Here is a 15,325-nt window from a genome sequence, read left to right as displayed (position 1 = left end):
TTATAATCTGGTGCTAGATTTGGACATAGTTTAGAATTTTAGCTTGGATAGCTGGCTGGATATGTAGGCGCAAATCTAAAAGACTTAAAGGGATAGGACAGTGGCTAAGTTTTATCATATCTTTAGAGGTTACTAGTAAAGAAGTGGCACTATGATTTATAAATTCTCGTTGCAAACGCTTTAGAGAAAAGTTTGCATGATCAAAAAAGTAGAGTTTGCCCACCACTTTAGGCAAATAAGTATCTAAACGGCTAGGATTAGCAATAGCGGTAACTAAGAGCATTCTAGAAGTAGGGTTTAAAACCTGTACTTCTCTTGTGTAGTCCACTCCCTCTTGTGCGATAATATCAGCTAGAGTGTAACATTTAGGGCATTCGCGATAAATCCCACTAGGCAAACAAAAATCAAAATAGGGCGTGGATTCTGGCTTGAGTAAGATATTAAGTTTTTTAAAATTAAAACGAAACCCATCATCTAATAACACCACCTGTGCCCCTAATTTTTTAGCCTCTAATACGCCTTCTTTGCGCGCTTCACTCACAATCACGCTGCATTTATTTAGCGCCTTAGCCAGTAAAAACGCCTCATCGCCTGCTTTTTGTTCAGACACTAAAATATCCCCCCGCGCACTCACCACCACTAACCCGCTAGAAGCGCGTTTATAACCCCGACTCACAATGCCTACATGGTAGAGTGGGGCTAAGATTTGGGCAAGCGCTAAAATAAAAGGTGTTTTCCCACTCCCTCCAGCTACTAGATTACCTACACTAATAATAGGAATATTCAAATCCTCAAAAGAAGCCAATTGCCGTTTAAGGGTTGCAATTTTTTCATAGAAAAAAGAGAGCGGATATAGCCCGTAAGCCAAAGCTTTTTGAAAAAGAGAGGGGCGGTAAAAATAGCGTTCTAACCAAGTCATAGAGGGCATAAAGTTGGCATCACGCGTTTAAAGGCGTTTTTAGCCACTCTTTCTTTTATAGTGTGTACTAAATCAGGTGCAAAACCTAAATTAATTAAATCTTGAGTGTTTAAATGCGGGTTTTGCTCCATGTGTAAGAGCAATGGATCAATTTGTGTATAACTATAGCCTAATTCGTCTTGATCGCTTTGATTATGATAAAAATCTGCACTGGGCGGTTTATCTAAAATACTAGTAGGGATTTCTAACATGCGCGCAAGCTCATAAACTTGGGTTTTAAATAAATTGCCAATAGGATTAATAGCGTAAGCTAAATCCCCAAAAATCGTACCATATCCTAATAAGATTTCGCTTTTATTACTCGTGCCCACCACTAAAGCGTTGTCAGCTAAGGCATAATCATAAAGCATAGCCATGCGCATCCGCGCGCAAAAATTACCCTGCCTAATTGGGCTAGCCTCTTGGTATGCTTGTTTAAAGGCGCTATGGTAGGGAGTAATGGGACATTGAGTATAAGCAATATTAAAACGCTCACAGAGCAATAACGCATCTTGCAAAGCGCTTTTTGGTGTGTTTAAGGCGGGCATAAGTAAAGCGTGGGCGTTATTTTCAAAGGCTTTTTGGCATAACACCCCCACAACCGCGCTATCTACTCCCCCGCTTAAACCATAAACCACGCGTACAAAACCGCGTTGAGAACTCTCTGTTTGTAAAAATGCTACCAGCGTTTGAATAATGGAAGGGCGTAATTGCATGGGTGTATTGTAGCATAGTCTATTAAGAGGAATGGTGGCTTGAGGCGGAATCGAACCACCGACACGAAGATTTTCAATCTTCTGCTCTACCGACTGAGCTATCAAGCCTTCAAAAGCTCTTATTCTACTATAAATTACACTAAATTTTACTTAAGATGTTATAATGATTCATTAATTCTAGCAACAAGGAAAGCAATGCGGCTAGTCTCTTGGAATGTTAATGGCTTGCGCGCCTGTATGCAAAAAGGGTTTTGCGATTTTTTAGAGCAAAGCCAAGCAGATATTTTTTGTGTACAAGAGACTAAAATGCAACAAGAGCAGGCGTCTTTTTGTTTTAAAGGGTATGAGCTCTTTTGGAATAGCGCACAAAAAAAGGGCTATAGTGGCGTACTCACCTTAAGCAAAATTGCGCCACTGCAAGTTAGCTATGGCATTGGCATAGCAGAGCATGATACAGAAGGGCGGGTAATTACCTGTGAATACCCCAATTTTTATTTGGTTAATGTCTATACCCCTAATGCACAAAGAGGTTTATTGCGTTTGCCCTACCGCTTAGAATGGGAGCGCTCTTTTAGGGGGTTTTTACAAAATCTTATGCAAAAAAAAGCTGTTGTGGTGTGTGGGGATTTAAATGTAGCGCATAATGAAATTGATTTAACCAATCCACAGAGTAACCGCTATAATGCCGGTTTTAGCGATCCTGAACGCGATGCATTTGAACAATTACTCAATTTAGGCTTAATTGATACTTTCCGCCATTTTTATCCCACTAAAACAGAAAGTTATACTTGGTGGAGTTATATCAACCAAGCGCGGGCTAAAAATATCGGTTGGCGCATTGATTATTTTTTAACCTCTAAAACCCTTAACTCTTGTTTACAAAGTGCCTCTATTTATCACCACATTTTAGGTAGCGATCACTGCCCGGTTGGATTGGATTTACATGACAAGAAAACCCTTTAAAGATCTTTTAAACCCTTCTAAATCCCCTATTCCTTTGCCCTATTTTAATCCGGAGAAAGCAGATGCTTGCCTAGAGTGTAGCGCAGAATGCGTATCTAGCTGTCCAGAGAAAATTATTTTTAAAATAGAACAGAATAAACCCTATTTGCAGGTAGAACAAAGGGGTTGTACCTTTTGTAAAAAATGTATTGTAGCCTGTGAGAGCACGGGGTTTAAAGTCTTAGAAGAGGCGCGGGGTGATTTGATCCAAGCAATTGCCCAGATTGATCTAAGCACATGTTTAAGTTATCAAAAGGTGATCTGTTTTTCTTGTAAAGATGCTTGCATAGTAGATGCTATCCATTTTACAGGGCTTTTTTATCCTAGTATCCAAACATCTTGCACGGGTTGTGGCATGTGTGTGGGGGTGTGCCCTACTCAAGCAATCCAACTCATTACACAAGGAGGTTAAAGTGAATATTTCAAGTGTAATTGTCAAGGTTAATGTAGAAACTTTTGAGGCTTCTTTAAAAGCTATTCAAGCCATTTCTCATGTAGAAGTACCCACCTTTGATCGGGATAAGGGTATTTTAATTGCCTTGATTGAAGCAGATAATGTCCAAGAAGAATTAGAGGCCAATAAAGCCATTGAACAAGCTGTAGGGGTTTTAAGTGCACATATGCATTATAGCTATGCTGAAGACGATCAACAAGCTCTAGGCTTACAAGAAATTATTCAGAAAATCCAAGATTCAGACACTAAAAGCGTGCGTTATAGCGGAGATGTACGCCACTGGATGCATTAGTTAGCTTTTCTTGTATCTAGCCACTGGGATTTAAGATCTAAAGCATTTTGTAGCGAGTCTTCTAATTTGTTGAGTATGCTTAACAGGGGAGAAAAATTAATCCCAGTTTGGGTTGCGTTTTTAATTTCCTTTTGCAACGCATTTGTCAGACTCAGCGCCTTATCTAAATCAATGGGGGGTTCGATGGCATGTTTAAAAATCGCCCCTAAATTCTTTGGTTTGTCTGGTGTATCTTGATTAGGAGAGAGTACAGATTTTAGATTCTGCGATTCTTGGTGGAGCTTATCTAATTGCTTGACTTGTTGGTAACTTTTCCCTGTATTGATGGCATCTTCAAGCATTTTATTACTCTTGGTAACTAACTGGGCTGCTAACCCTGCGCTCTTGATTTGTTCATCTACGAGTGCTTGAATGTCAATAGCTATTAGTGGCGACAAACAAAGCGAAAAAAGCAAGAAAAAAGGAGCTAAAACATAGGGGTATAATTTAAAATCCATGTATCTAATCAATCCTTTATTATACAACTTAGATTAATGGTGGAGCCGTGGGGAATCGAACCCCAGTCCAAAAATCACATCCTTTCGCGGGCTTCTACATGCTTAGAGAAATTGGTGAGATTCTGGTGCTTGCGATCCAATCTCTCTAAAAATCTTAGCAAGACCATAGCCCTTTTCTTACTTTAAAAGCGGGCGCTTTTTAAAGGCAACTGGCAAAAATGACGGAAATACCAAGCCAACACCAGTTGATCAGCTAAGTTTCCGGCTCGCTACGCTGCTTTAGCGTAGTTGGGAGCGTAATTAGGATTGTTTACGGTTATTGTTTGTGTCGTTTTACAAGAGACACTTGGCATGCCACCCACGCGACGCAATTCCTGTCGAAATCCTGTTCAGCCCCATATCCAAAAAGATACCGCCTAAGTCTAGCATAATAATCTTATTACACCTTAAAATTTGGGATTAAAATACCAATTTAGCGATGTGGTGCTTAATTTTTGTATGGGTGTTGTGAAGTGCCCAAATGATTAGGTTTTGTTGTTAGATTAGACGCCCACATATTGATTTGAGATTAAAGAACAAGTTTATTTCTAATTTGATCGATGACTTTTCTATATTGCTTTAAGTCGGTGTTAATTACCCAGTAGATTAGTTTTTTGATCACATCTCCATACACCTTGTTAAGAATTGTATGGATTGCATCATCACGGTTTTTATCCATTTGGTTGCGATCAACTAAACTGACTGCGCCAAGACTAATTGAGTTTGCACCAGCAAAACTATCTGTTATTTGTTGCAAATAGGAATAAGTGATGGCATGTTCTCCGCCTACATTAATAGCAAAGTTATGGGTGGTGCGCCCTGTTTTTGGTTCAAAGAATTGAAACAAAACAGCCCCAGCACTTTGATCGACTGTTGTTTTCATGTTAGTATCCTCTGGGTTATCTATATTAATATCTGCATCTTCAAGTACGCCCACCCATCCTTTGATTTTTAAAACAGAATATATTTTAATTTTTTGCTCGGGTGTTAAGTTTCGTGCAGATGTGAGGTGTATGATGTTATAACCCTTTTTTTCAAGTACCTCTTGAACCTGCTTGACTAGGGCGCTTTGGAATTGCTTAATATAGGGCCCAACATTTTCATCTGCTTGGATATGTGGGTCTAAAATAGCAATGGTGTGGTTATTTAGATCTTCTTGCCTAATATCAATGGGGTAGTTAAAATCTAAAGAGGCGGTATTTTTCTTAAGCCTTAGCTTTTTGGCTTGTTTGTTTGTAGATTTTGCTCCAATATTGATAGCACAGCCTGAGAGTACAAGAGACATTCCTGCTAATGTTATTAAAATTCCCTTTGTTATTTTTTGCATGGGACTCCTTACTAAAAAGTTATTATTTTTAGGATTTTCTTTGTTAATTTTAGCAAAAAATAACCCTTATCTCTGCTTAGCTGCCCCATTTAGCTATTATTTTCTCTAGTGTCTAAAATTTCTTACTATTGGCTTCATCTAGGATTTTTTGCGCAATCGCGGCCACATTTTGGCTAATATCTAGGGAAGTACTGGCAATCTCTGCATTGTGTATCGTGGTTTCTTTAAGCGTTTCCATTGCCTCGTTAATCTTAGCAATATTTGCGGTCTGCTCTTCTACAGCGCTGGCTGAATCATTGATACTTTGCGTGAGAGATTGCGTACTCACCTCAATTTCTCTTAAAGATTTTTGTGTGCGCTCGGCAAGTTTTCTTACCTCATCAGCTACCACCGCAAACCCTCTGCCGTGTTCACCGGCTCTAGCTGCTTCAATAGCCGCATTTAAAGCCAATAAACCAATTTGATCGGCAATTTCATTAATAATAAGCACCATGTTTTTAATGCCATCAGATTGTTCGATCACTTCATGGCTTTTAGCATTCACCCCCTGCATAGAGGCGCTAATTTGCTCAAGCATACTAGTAGTTTGTTCTAAAGACTGCGCTTGTTGTTTGGAGGCATCTTGCAGACTAGAGGCGGTTTTATTAAGGGTTTTTGTTTCCTCATTAAGGGTGTGGGCAAAATCTAAGGAATGCTTTAGCGAGTCTACGATGCTTTGTTGCAAGGTATTAAGATCGTTAACGAGTTGTAAAAAGCTACCTTGCAAAGTGGCCGTATCCATACCCTTTGTAAAATCGTTTTTAGAATAAATTTGAATCGTGCTACAAATTTGGCGGAAGATGTGATCCAAAAAGGTAAAAAAATCGTTGAGGTTGCTCCCTAAATGCTGGAGTTGTGGGTTAGAGGCATTTGTTTTAATGTTTTTACTCAAATCTCCTGCCCGCACGCTCCCTAAAATATGGAGTGCCTCCTCTGAAAAGTTTTGATCATCTGCTAAATGGCTACAGGCCTTTTGTACATTGGTGTTTAAAGCCTGCGCCATTTGCCCAAACTCATCTTTAGAGCGCAAGATCATCGTCTGTGGGGCTTGCTTACTCTCATAATTAATAAAGCTAAAAAACTGGTTGAGTCCCCCATTAAGGGTTTTAATATTGCCCGTGATCTTGCGGTAGAAAAAGTAATACAGAGGTACGACTACAATCAGCAAAATCAAAGCCACAATGCAGGCATAAATGTAAAAGGAGTGCCTGACATCTCTTTCAATTTCAGAGGTGATCATGTAGGTGCGCTTAGCCACATTATCCATATAAACCCCCGCTCCCACCCACCAATCCTCTGTACCGGCAATCTTTTGGGCGTAGGAAATTTTAGGCGTATCTTGAGACCCACCTTCTGGCAAAGGTTTAGGCGCGATGTAGTCTACAAAGCCCCCGCCTTGTATTGCCTTATTATAGAGTTTTTTAAAATAGTGCACCCCATTTATATCTTTGAGGTTTTCCTCATCTACCCCAATGCGGTACTCCGGGTTGCCTGTATACATCAAAGTGGTTTTCTTAAAGACAAAATAATAACCCGATTTATCCCTCTCAAAGCGAAAGCCTTTAAGCCTGTCAGTAACGATTTGTTGTCTTACTGCATCTGTAGGGGCATTTTTAATAGCATTAGAAAGGCTATAGGCTAAAGTGTCAATAGAGAGCTGGAGCTTTTCACCTAAAAGCTGTCTAAAATCCTTACTAACAAAAGTATTAACGCGATCCACAGACTCATAACTGCTCTTAGCAAATAAAAGCAAAGTTGCCACCACCACCAAAATCGTAAAAAACCATAACGCTACGATTTGCTTACCTAAAGAAAATAAATGCATAAACTGCTCCTGTTAATTTGCTCGCTTACCCTAAAGCTTTAAAGACTAAAAATATTTGGTTTTCAGGCGGGTTCTCCTGCTTTTGTATGCCTGTGCGTATGTTTTTCATTTTGCCCTCTTTTAAAAATGCGTTTAAGCCGCCACCACCAAGTCCTCTTTTGGTTTAATAAAAGTCTCTCAGCCTTTTTTTGCGCGGCTATTTCTCTTTTTATTTCTGCTACCGGTCTATCAAAGATAATTTCTATATAATCCTCACAATCATCTTTTGTTTCAATGCGAATCACATTATCAGGGATAGCCTCTTTGTTTGCATCTAGATTTTCTACTCTCTTTTTTCTTGTCATAACCGCCCCTTAAAATTTCTTAATCACAATGCCCCCATTCTCCACATCAAAAAGTAGATTAGAGGTATCTGTATGCGTTTCTAAAAGTAAAGTCGCTAGTCTATCCTCTATTTCCTCATACAAAGCCCGTTTAAGCGGACGCGCGCCATAAATAGGATCAAACCCGCTTTTGGCGATGTATTCTTTAGCCGCTTGGCTCATCTCAATGACAATATCTCTTTCCTTGAGTTTTTCTTGGATTTGCATAAAGAGTAAATCCACAATCTGTACAATGCTCTCCATTTCTAAAGGATTAAAGATCACCACATCATCTAGGCGGTTTAAAAACTCGGGTTTAAAATAGTTTTTAAGGGTATCTTGTACCGCTTTTCTCTTGGCTTCTGCATCGCTTAACTGGATAATAGCCTCGCTGGCAATATTGCTTGTTAAAATAATAATGGTGTTTTTAAAATCCACCACCACCCCTTTATTATCCGTCAAACGCCCCTCATCTAAAATTTGTAAAAGCATATTAAAAACATCTGGATGTGCCTTTTCAATCTCATCAAAGAGTACCACACTATAGGGCATGCGCCTAACCGCCTCTGTTAATTGCCCCCCCTCTTCATAACCCACATACCCCGGAGGCGCGCCCACTAACCGACTGGCCGCATGTTTTTCCATATACTCACTCATATCTAAACGGATCAAATTCTTTTGGCTATCAAAAAGAAAGTGGGCTAAACTTTTAGCACTCTGAGTTTTACCCACCCCCGTAGGCCCTAAGAATAAAAAACTCCCAATGGGTTTATTTGGATCGCTCAAACCTGCCTTATTGCGTTTAATGGCCTTAGAAATAGCCATAATAGCCGCTTTTTGTCCGATCACATGTTTTTCTAGCTCTTCTTCCATGTGTAAAATCTTGTCTTTCTCTTCTTGTAGCATCTTTTGTACCGGGATTTGTGTCCACTGGCTCACAATGCGCGCAATCCCCTCTTTACTCACCGCATGTTCTAAAAGAGAGCCCTGTTCTTGCATGGCAGAAAGTTGTTTTTCTAAAGCCTGTACCTCTTTTTCTTGGGTGGGGATTTTGTCATGATCGATCTCAGCGGCCTTTCTAAAATCTGCTTGTTGTTTGGCTATTTCTGACTCGCGCCTTAAATTTTCAATGGTGTTTTTAGCCTCTGCAATGTCTTTAAAAACCTTTTGTTCGTTGCTAAACTGCGCCTCTAGCCGTTGTTTTTCCTCTAAAGCGTGTTCTAATTCTTTTTCTACCACCGCCAATCGTTCCTTATTGCCCTCGCTCTCCTCCATTAAAAGCGCTTGCTTTTCTACCTCTAGTTGTTGGATACTGCGTTTGGTTTGAGAAAGCGCAAAGGGCTCAGATTCAATTTGCATTTTGAGTGCTGCAGCCGCTTCATCAATTAAATCAATAGCCTTATCGGGTAAAAAGCGATCGGGGATATAGCGGCTGGAGAGCTTAGCGCTAGCTACTAAAGCGCTATCATTAATGCTGACATTATGATGTGCCTCTAGCGTTTCTTTAAGCCCTCTTAAAATCTGTAAAGTCTCATTCACGCTAGGCTCATTTACAAAGATGGGCTGGAAACGCCTAGTCAGCGCGCTATCTTTCTCAAAATATTTGCGGTATTCCTTTAGCGTAGTCGCGCCAATGGTGTGTAGTTCCCCTCTAGCTAGAGCCGGTTTTAAAATATTAGCCGCGTCCATGCTCCCCTCTGAAGCACCCGCCCCTACTAAAGTGTGGATTTCATCAATAAATAAAATCACATTCCCCGCTTTTTTCACTTCCTCTATCACTTTTTTTAAGCGCTCCTCAAATTCGCCTCTGTATTTAGCCCCCGCAACAAGCATGCTTAAATCTAACATCACCACCCGTTTATGTTGCAAAGAAAGCGGGACTTCTTTTTTAGCGATTCGTTGGGCTAGCCCTTCTACAACAGCGGTTTTACCCACCCCGGGCTCGCCAAGTAAAATAGGGTTGTTTTTAGTTTTACGAATAAGAATTTGCATCATCCGCAAAATTTCCTCATCGCGCCCAATGACTGGATCAAGCCCATTATCTAAGGCCTTAGCTGTCAGGTTGATTCCATATTTTTCTAAAGCTTCTAAGTTGGCATCGTCATTGGGTTCTTGGATTTTAACCCCCTGTCTTAAACTCTCTAAAGTTTTTAAAAGCTCTGTTGTATCTAAAAACTGACCAAAACATGCCTTAAAACTTTCTATATTGGCTTCAATAAAAGTATCAATCGCCGCGTATAAATCCCCTTTTTTTAGCGCTAAACCTAAAGCTGCCTGCAAGCCATCAACTAGATTTTTACTCAGGCGTAGATCCTGCGCGCTTACTTGCGAGCTTTTGGGCAGTTTGTCGGCTAAACTGCGGGCTTCTAATTCTAGCGGGGTTTTATCTATACCCATTTTAATTAAGGCTTGGTTGAGTAAAGAGCTGTGATTAGAGAGTAAAGCCCAGAATAAATGCAAAGGCTCAATCTCAGGATTTTTAGCATGCAAGGCCAAAGAAAGCGCTTGATCAAGGGCTTCTTTGAGATTATGCGTGAGTTTTTCAAAGATAGAAGAAGACATAAAAGTTCCTTTTTCAAAAATGTAGAGATTATAACCACTCTTGGTTATTTTTGTATCTATGGTTTTTAATCTGCTCCTTAGTCTGGCTATACTATACTTGAGTGGTTAAACCAACACGAGAAAAAAATTGTTAAAGTCTATCCAATTTGTTAGAAAATCCTGTTCTAGTTCTTGGGTATTGTTATCGCGTGTGGGGCTTGCTTTGTGTGTGGGGTGTGTGCTTTTGCAGGGAGCAGGTTCTAAGGTGGAGTCTGTTACGGGTAGTGGCGCTTCTGGTAATAAGAGTCGGGCTAGAAGTTTGGATAAAAGAATCAAACAATCTTTGCGGCGAAGTTTGCCACCAAAACAAAGGCACACGGAGAAAACCAAACAACCTAAACCGGTAAATAAAGAGACTCAACAAGCAGCCCAAACGCCACAAAAACAGCAAAAAACCTCCCCAGAGGATATGATAGAAAACCGCAGAGATGGGATTGTGGGCGGAATTGCTCTTACGGTAAATAACGATCCCATTACCCTCTATCAGATTGAAATGCAGGAGAAACTCAACCATGTTAACCGCCAACAAGCGATTAACTCATTAATTCTCCAGCGCATCCAAGCCCAAGAAATCAAACGGCTTAAAATTGATATAGAGGATGATAAAGTTGATGCTGAGATTGAAAATATCGCCAAACATAACGGAATGAATGTAAGCGATTTTATGCGTACCCTAGCAGGTGAGGGGATTAATCCAGTTGCCTACAAAGCGCAATTAAAAAAGCAGCTAGAAACACGGGAGTTATTGCGTAATATTTTGCTTTTTAATGTAAACACCAATAGCGAAACCAAAATGCGCGAGTATTACAATGCCCATAGAGATGAGTTTACTGTGCCTAGCGATGTGGTTGCCACCCGTTATACGGCTAAAGACACCCAGACTCTTACCCAAGCTCTAGAACATAAAGATACAGATGTACCCGGAGTTACTAAAGGAGAGGAAAGAATTAGCATTAAGGCTTTAAATCCCCAAATTGCCCAGATGTTTCTCTCCACTAAAGAGCACACCTTTACGCCTATTTTAAATGCGGGGGGGGGTAATTATGTGGCCTTTTATATTGAGGAAAAATTAGGCAAACAAGAGGTGTCTTTTGTCCAAGCAAGGGGTTTTATTGCCAATAAATTAATAGAGGAGCAACAAGATAAAATCTTAGCCGAATATTATGAAAAACTACGGGTCAAAGCTAAGATCAAATTTTTACGCTAGGGCTTTTTGGTGGAGCAATTAGCCTTTATTTATAAAGACTCGCTTTTTAGCGTGGCGGTTTTGGCTTTTATTATCGGGGGTGTGATTTTACTAGATTATTGCCGCTCCACTCTAGCCCATCGCCGCAACCTTAAAATTCTCAATGCCCTCTCACTTTCTTACACACAAGTAGAACTAGCCTTTGAAGTACAACAACTTTTACAAAAAGAACAAGAAAACCCGCTAGAGGTTTTAGGGTTTAAAACATGGATGTTTCTAGCCAAACACTACGCTACATATGGCAGCAGTGAGCAGGCTATTAAAATTTATTTAGTGCTCTTGCTTAAATATCAAAATGAACGCATTGTGATTTTAGAAAACTTAGCCAAAGCCTATATTGATATGGGTTATGTGCAAAAAGCGCGCGATATTTTGGTAGAGGTTTTGCGTATCGATCCTAGAAATGCCCATGCGTTGCAGGCAATGGTGCAGGTTTATGAAACAATGTGTGATCCACAAACAGCTTTGGAGATTTTAGAATGTTTAGACGCTTTAGGGGAGAGTGGGTTATTAGATGATTATTATTACCTACAAATGCAAGTTTTAATGGAGCAAGATTTAGGATTAGAGGATAAAAGCATGGCTATTTTAGAACTAGGACGCCAACAAAATAAACTCTACAAACTAGCCCTTAAACACCTTAAAACCTACCATAAAACCCTATTTTTTGAGGAAATCACGCATTTAAAAGAGGCAGTACCTTTTATTGATTTGCTTTGGGATATAGACTATTTAGAAATCAAACCCTATTTGCAAGATTTACACCCCCATCTCTTAGAAGTGTTTGTGGCTAAGGGGTATATACAAGGAAAATGCCACACTTTAGAGTTAGAAGTTTTTAAGACATTTCAAAAACAATATGCTTTGAGTTTAAACTTTAGCTATAAGTGCACAGCTTGTAAAAGTCTTTCTCCGTTTGAGAGTTATCGCTGTTTGGTTTGTGCTAAAATCGGGCCAAAGGAAGTTATCTTGAGTTTAGACAAACACCCTAGCGATTATAGTAAAAATGGCAATTTGAATTAGGAGAATGCATGAAACAGATTGAGCTTTTTTGTGATGGCTCGGCTCTGGGTAATCCGGGTTTTGGCGGGTATTGTTCTATTTTGCGTTACCGCGGTGTTGAAAAAATCATTCAAGGCGGGGAATTACACACCACCAATAACCGCATGGAATTAAGAGCCGTCAATGAAGCCCTTAAAGTTCTCAAAGAATCGTGTAAAATTGATTTATACAGCGACTCAACTTATGTTTGCTATGGCATTAGCCAGTGGTTACAAGTCTGGATTCATAAAAATTTTTCTAAGGTTAAAAATGTGGATTTGTGGAAAGAGTTTTTAGCGCTTAAGGCTAATCATTTAATCACCACTCATTGGATCAAAGGCCATAACGGACATACAGAAAATGAGCGCTGTGATAAACTTGCTAGAGAACAAGCCCTAAACTACAAACAAAAAGCCACATTTTGCCCGTCTTAAGGATAAAAGGATTTAAGATGTTTGAAACCCTCCAAAAACGCTTGGGTTATGCGTTTAAAGACCCTTTATTGCTACAACAAGCCCTAACACATAGAAGTACAAAAGCGCACAAAAACAACGAGAGATTAGAATTTTTAGGCGATGCTGTGCTAGATTTGGTAGTAGCTGAGATTTTGTTCACCCGTTTTACTGATTTGCAAGAGGGCGATCTCTCTAAAATGCGCGCTTCTTTAGTCAATGAGAAAGCCTTTTTTAAATTAGCCTTATCTTTAAACTTGCAAGATCATATTTTAATCTCACAAGCTGAAGCTAATAATAATGGCCATACCAAACCCTCCATTCTTTCAAGTGCCTTTGAAGCCTTAATGGGGGCTATTTATTTAGAAAGCGGCTTAGGGATCATTAAAAACTTAATCCAAGACTTATTAGACATAACCTACCCTAACTTATCCCCCCAAACCTTGTTTATGGACTATAAAAGCGCTTTACAAGAATTAACCCAAGCGCGCTTCAAAGCCATTCCAATTTATGCGCTTAAAAGTGAAAGTGGTCCGGATCACGCTAAGCAATTTGAAATGCAAATTTTTATTTTAAATAAACTTTATGGGACTTGCAAGGCTGGGAGTAAAAAACAAGCCGAACAACTTTGTGCCCAAGTGGCTTATAAACAACTAAGTAAGGAATTGCCTTGAATACACTGGGTAGAATGCTAAGGCTTACTACCTTTGGAGAATCGCATGCAAACATGGTTGGAGGGGTTTTAGAGGGGGTACCAGCTGGTTTAAATCTTGATCTAGATTTTATCCAAGCAGAGACAAATCGCCGTAAAAGCACGGGTATTTTTACCACCCCTCGCCAAGAAGAGGATATGATTGAGCTTGTAAGCGGGGTATTTGAAGGCAAGAGTACCGGCGCTCCCATTGGGCTTTTAGTGCATAATCAAAATGTCAGGAGCAAGGATTATTCTAATCTTAAAGAGAATTTTAGACCCGGGCATGCTGATTTTAGTACTTTTGCTAAATATGGCATTAGAGATTATAGAGGCGGGGGGCGCGCATCGGCTAGGGAAAGCGTGATTAGAGTGGGGGCTGGAGCGATTGCTAAACTTTTATTAAAGCAGCTTGGCATGGAAGTTATGGGAGGGGTTTTTAGTGTGGGAGGGATAGAGGCTACTAATTTAGATTTTAATTTTGCTAGAGAAAGTGTTATTTGTAGTTTAGATGCTAAGGTAGAGGCTAATCAAAAACAAGCCATTTTAGAGGCTAAACAAAGTGGGGATAGTTTGGGAGGGGTTGTTTTAATTAAAGCTAAAGCGCATAAAAATCTACTAGGTTTAGGTGAGCCACTTTATGATAAATTAGATGGGCGGATTGCTAGTGTGATGATGGGGCTTAATGGGGTGAAGGGGGTTTTTATAGGCGATCCTCATGCCTCTTTTATGCGGGGTAGTGTTTATAACGATGCCATGAATAAAGAAGGCTTTAAGAGCAATCATAGCGGGGGGGTGCTTGGAGGAATGGGCACGGGGGAGGATATTTTAGTGTGGGTGCATTTTAAACCCACCTCTAGTATAGCCCTCAAACAAGAGAGTATCAATATCCATTACCAAAGTGTAGAATTAGAGATTAAAGGTAGGCATGATCCCTGTATTGCAATTCGTGGGAGTGTGGTGTGTGAGAGTTTGTTAGCCTTAGTGGTGGCAGATTTTTTACTCTTAAATATGGGGGCTAAACTTAGTGGTGTGGAGGCGTTTTATACAAGAAGTTAGTAAAACTATCTACTAAAGGCGGGTAGACTTGTAGTTATCCATCTGCAAAGTACACCTACCAACGCTACACACAAACACCCTTTAATATTTGCTCTCCTTTGAAATAAAACGACCTTTAAAAAACAAGGTAACGCATTTGCCCGGATTTCTATTAAGAATAATTAAAACATGTTAAAATAGGCAGAAAGAGAGGTGTATATGCAAAGTTCACGATCTGGTAAAAATAGAGGCAATAAAGCCCATTTAAATGAACCAGCGGATATGCAAGAAATTTATCAAAGTTTAGAATCAGGGAAAAATAGAGTTCAGGCTAAATTGCTTTCACCTAAACAAATGCTTTTAGAATTAGAGGAAGGGGATTTTAACACCAAAGAAGCATGGTTTGTCAAAGACGATCAAGATCAAAAATATGTTGTGATTCCAGAGTCCTTACTCCAATACATCGTACGGATGATTCAAAAAGCCTATGAGGATAAAGTTATCGTAGAATTAGAGCGCGACATGGCCACACTCACCCCCATAGACTTTGCAGATGCGATGGCGGTTGTCTTTAAGAAATTAGAGGCTATGCGTGGGAGCGATGGGAGTTTGCCTAAAATTAGCTCTTTAGATTTGGTCAAACAAATTAAAAAACAATATCCTAATCTTTTCTTTAATCTCCCAGAATTTTTAGAGAGCAAGAGACAAGAACTAGATTTGGATAACTTGCAAATTCCCTTTTAAT

At 39.8% G+C, this 15,325-nt stretch carries 16 protein-coding genes, 1 tRNA gene and 1 other RNA gene; 9 read left to right on the top strand and 9 right to left on the bottom strand.

The annotated features are described in order from the left end of the window. Positions 1 to 13 precede the first annotated feature (13 nt). From G6Q06_RS01305 to G6Q06_RS01295, 3 genes are all read right to left on the bottom strand, one after another. A complete protein-coding gene (locus tag G6Q06_RS01305; protein ID WP_163565497.1) occupies positions 14 to 919 on the bottom strand; it encodes a tetraacyldisaccharide 4'-kinase in 906 nt (301 codons plus the stop codon). Then, positions 916 to 1,674: an NAD+ synthase gene (locus G6Q06_RS01300; RefSeq protein ID WP_163565456.1), complete on the bottom strand. Its 759-nt coding sequence runs from the start codon at positions 1,672 to 1,674 to the stop codon at positions 916 to 918. The genes G6Q06_RS01305 and G6Q06_RS01300 overlap by 4 nt, the downstream gene beginning before the upstream one ends. Positions 1,675 to 1,706: 32 nt before the next feature. Continuing rightward, positions 1,707 to 1,782, bottom strand: a tRNA-Phe gene (locus tag G6Q06_RS01295). Positions 1,783 to 1,869: 87 nt separating this feature from the next. Here G6Q06_RS01295 and G6Q06_RS01290 point away from each other — a divergent pair. Genes G6Q06_RS01290 through G6Q06_RS01280 form a run of 3 tightly spaced genes read left to right on the top strand, consistent with a single transcriptional unit; the run spans position 1,870 to position 3,422 of the window. Next, positions 1,870 to 2,637 (top strand): exodeoxyribonuclease III, encoded by a 768-nt coding sequence (locus G6Q06_RS01290; RefSeq protein ID WP_163565455.1) that lies wholly within the window; start codon positions 1,870 to 1,872, stop codon positions 2,635 to 2,637. Further along, the gene (locus G6Q06_RS01285) at positions 2,618 to 3,088 is read left to right on the top strand and encodes a 4Fe-4S binding protein (protein WP_163565454.1); all 471 of its coding nucleotides are present in this window, start codon (positions 2,618 to 2,620) and stop codon (positions 3,086 to 3,088) included. Before G6Q06_RS01290 ends, G6Q06_RS01285 begins: the two co-directional genes overlap by 20 nt. A 1-nt stretch (position 3,089) precedes the next feature. Next, the gene (locus G6Q06_RS01280; protein ID WP_163565453.1) at positions 3,090 to 3,422 is read left to right on the top strand and encodes a chaperone NapD; all 333 of its coding nucleotides are present in this window, start codon (positions 3,090 to 3,092) and stop codon (positions 3,420 to 3,422) included. Here G6Q06_RS01280 and G6Q06_RS01275 read toward each other — a convergent pair. From G6Q06_RS01275 to G6Q06_RS01250, 6 genes are all read right to left on the bottom strand, one after another. Continuing rightward, positions 3,419 to 3,919, bottom strand: coding sequence for a hypothetical protein (locus tag G6Q06_RS01275; protein ID WP_163565452.1), 501 nt, complete (start codon positions 3,917 to 3,919; stop codon positions 3,419 to 3,421). The genes G6Q06_RS01280 and G6Q06_RS01275 overlap by 4 nt on opposite strands. A 37-nt stretch (positions 3,920 to 3,956) precedes the next feature. Next, positions 3,957 to 4,316, bottom strand: a transfer-messenger RNA (tmRNA) gene (gene ssrA, locus G6Q06_RS01270). 171 nt (positions 4,317 to 4,487) lie between these two features. Beyond that, the gene (locus tag G6Q06_RS01265; protein WP_163565451.1) at positions 4,488 to 5,285 is read right to left on the bottom strand and encodes an HpaA family protein; all 798 of its coding nucleotides are present in this window, start codon (positions 5,283 to 5,285) and stop codon (positions 4,488 to 4,490) included. A gap of 112 nt (positions 5,286 to 5,397) precedes the next feature. Continuing rightward, entirely contained in the window at positions 5,398 to 7,149 is a 1,752-nt protein-coding gene (locus tag G6Q06_RS01260) for a methyl-accepting chemotaxis protein (protein ID WP_163532956.1), read from the bottom strand. Between the two features lie 62 nt (positions 7,150 to 7,211). Further along, on the bottom strand, positions 7,212 to 7,493 hold the full coding sequence (locus G6Q06_RS01255) for a hypothetical protein (protein ID WP_163563933.1): 282 nt from the start codon (positions 7,491 to 7,493) through the stop codon (positions 7,212 to 7,214). A 9-nt stretch (positions 7,494 to 7,502) separates the two neighbouring features. Beyond that, entirely contained in the window at positions 7,503 to 10,073 is a 2,571-nt protein-coding gene (locus G6Q06_RS01250; protein WP_163565450.1) for an ATP-dependent Clp protease ATP-binding subunit, read from the bottom strand. A gap of 127 nt (positions 10,074 to 10,200) precedes the next feature. On the opposite strand from G6Q06_RS01250, the gene G6Q06_RS01245 reads away from it, so the two are divergent. The 6 genes from G6Q06_RS01245 to G6Q06_RS01220 all read left to right on the top strand — a co-directional run bounded on the left by G6Q06_RS01245 (position 10,201) and on the right by G6Q06_RS01220 (position 15,324). Next, positions 10,201 to 11,319, top strand: coding sequence for a peptidylprolyl isomerase (locus G6Q06_RS01245; RefSeq protein WP_205435730.1), 1,119 nt, complete (start codon positions 10,201 to 10,203; stop codon positions 11,317 to 11,319). Between the two features lie 9 nt (positions 11,320 to 11,328). After that, the gene (locus tag G6Q06_RS01240; protein WP_240329140.1) at positions 11,329 to 12,381 is read left to right on the top strand and encodes a tetratricopeptide repeat protein; all 1,053 of its coding nucleotides are present in this window, start codon (positions 11,329 to 11,331) and stop codon (positions 12,379 to 12,381) included. An 8-nt stretch (positions 12,382 to 12,389) separates the two neighbouring features. Continuing rightward, on the top strand, positions 12,390 to 12,833 hold the full coding sequence (gene rnhA / locus G6Q06_RS01235) for a ribonuclease HI (RefSeq protein WP_163565448.1): 444 nt from the start codon (positions 12,390 to 12,392) through the stop codon (positions 12,831 to 12,833). Positions 12,834 to 12,850: 17 nt separating this feature from the next. Then, the gene (gene rnc, locus G6Q06_RS01230; RefSeq protein ID WP_163534242.1) at positions 12,851 to 13,525 is read left to right on the top strand and encodes a ribonuclease III; all 675 of its coding nucleotides are present in this window, start codon (positions 12,851 to 12,853) and stop codon (positions 13,523 to 13,525) included. Beyond that, positions 13,522 to 14,601, top strand: coding sequence for a chorismate synthase (gene aroC, locus G6Q06_RS01225; RefSeq protein WP_163565447.1), 1,080 nt, complete (start codon positions 13,522 to 13,524; stop codon positions 14,599 to 14,601). The genes rnc and aroC overlap by 4 nt, the downstream gene beginning before the upstream one ends. A 198-nt stretch (positions 14,602 to 14,799) precedes the next feature. Next, positions 14,800 to 15,324 carry a DUF2603 domain-containing protein gene (locus tag G6Q06_RS01220; RefSeq protein WP_163532963.1) on the top strand — a complete coding sequence of 175 codons (525 nt, stop codon included), beginning with the start codon at positions 14,800 to 14,802 and terminating at the stop codon, positions 15,322 to 15,324. The last annotated feature ends 1 nt before the right edge of the window (position 15,325 follow it).

Source organism: Helicobacter suis, assembly GCF_902196135.1.
Classification (GTDB): domain Bacteria; phylum Campylobacterota; class Campylobacteria; order Campylobacterales; family Helicobacteraceae; genus Helicobacter; species Helicobacter suis_A.
The sequence above is the reverse complement of the archived record's forward strand: the minus strand, read 5'-3'. Positions and strand labels throughout refer to the sequence as shown.